Source organism: Arenibacter sp. F20364, from assembly GCF_023015905.1.
Taxonomy (GTDB): Bacteria; Bacteroidota; Bacteroidia; order Flavobacteriales; family Flavobacteriaceae; genus Arenibacter.
In genome coordinates this window covers 1-314 of sequence record NZ_JALKBD010000180.1, presented here as the reverse complement: position 1 = coordinate 314, position 314 = coordinate 1, and the positions used below count along the sequence as shown (strand labels likewise).

Below are 314 nucleotides of genomic sequence, written 5' to 3'. Positions count from 1 at the left end.
TTGGCTGTTACTATGGAAAGATCCTCTACCTTAAAAGGATCCAAGGTAGTACCTAAACCTGTTATAGTTACCTGATCTGCAATGGCATCAAAGCTCGACTTGTCCACCCAGGCTACCGTTCCTACTGCATCGGTAACCAAAACTTTATCATTACCACCTGAGGAAATATCTTCTGTTAAAATGGTTCCGTTTAATATATTTTCTGTCTGAACCGCATCATCGGCCAATTTAGCATTGGTCACGGCATCATCACCCAATTTTACGGTAGTCACTGCTCCATCACCTATTTTGGCTGTTACTATGGAAAGATCCTC

The 314-nt window shown here is 42.0% G+C and carries 1 protein-coding gene; it reads right to left on the bottom strand.

Annotated elements, in window-relative coordinates; all coding sequences use genetic code 11:
- Nucleotides 1–314: hypothetical protein (locus MWU84_RS24490; RefSeq protein ID WP_246906645.1), on the bottom strand; the 314-nt coding region annotated here is incomplete at both ends.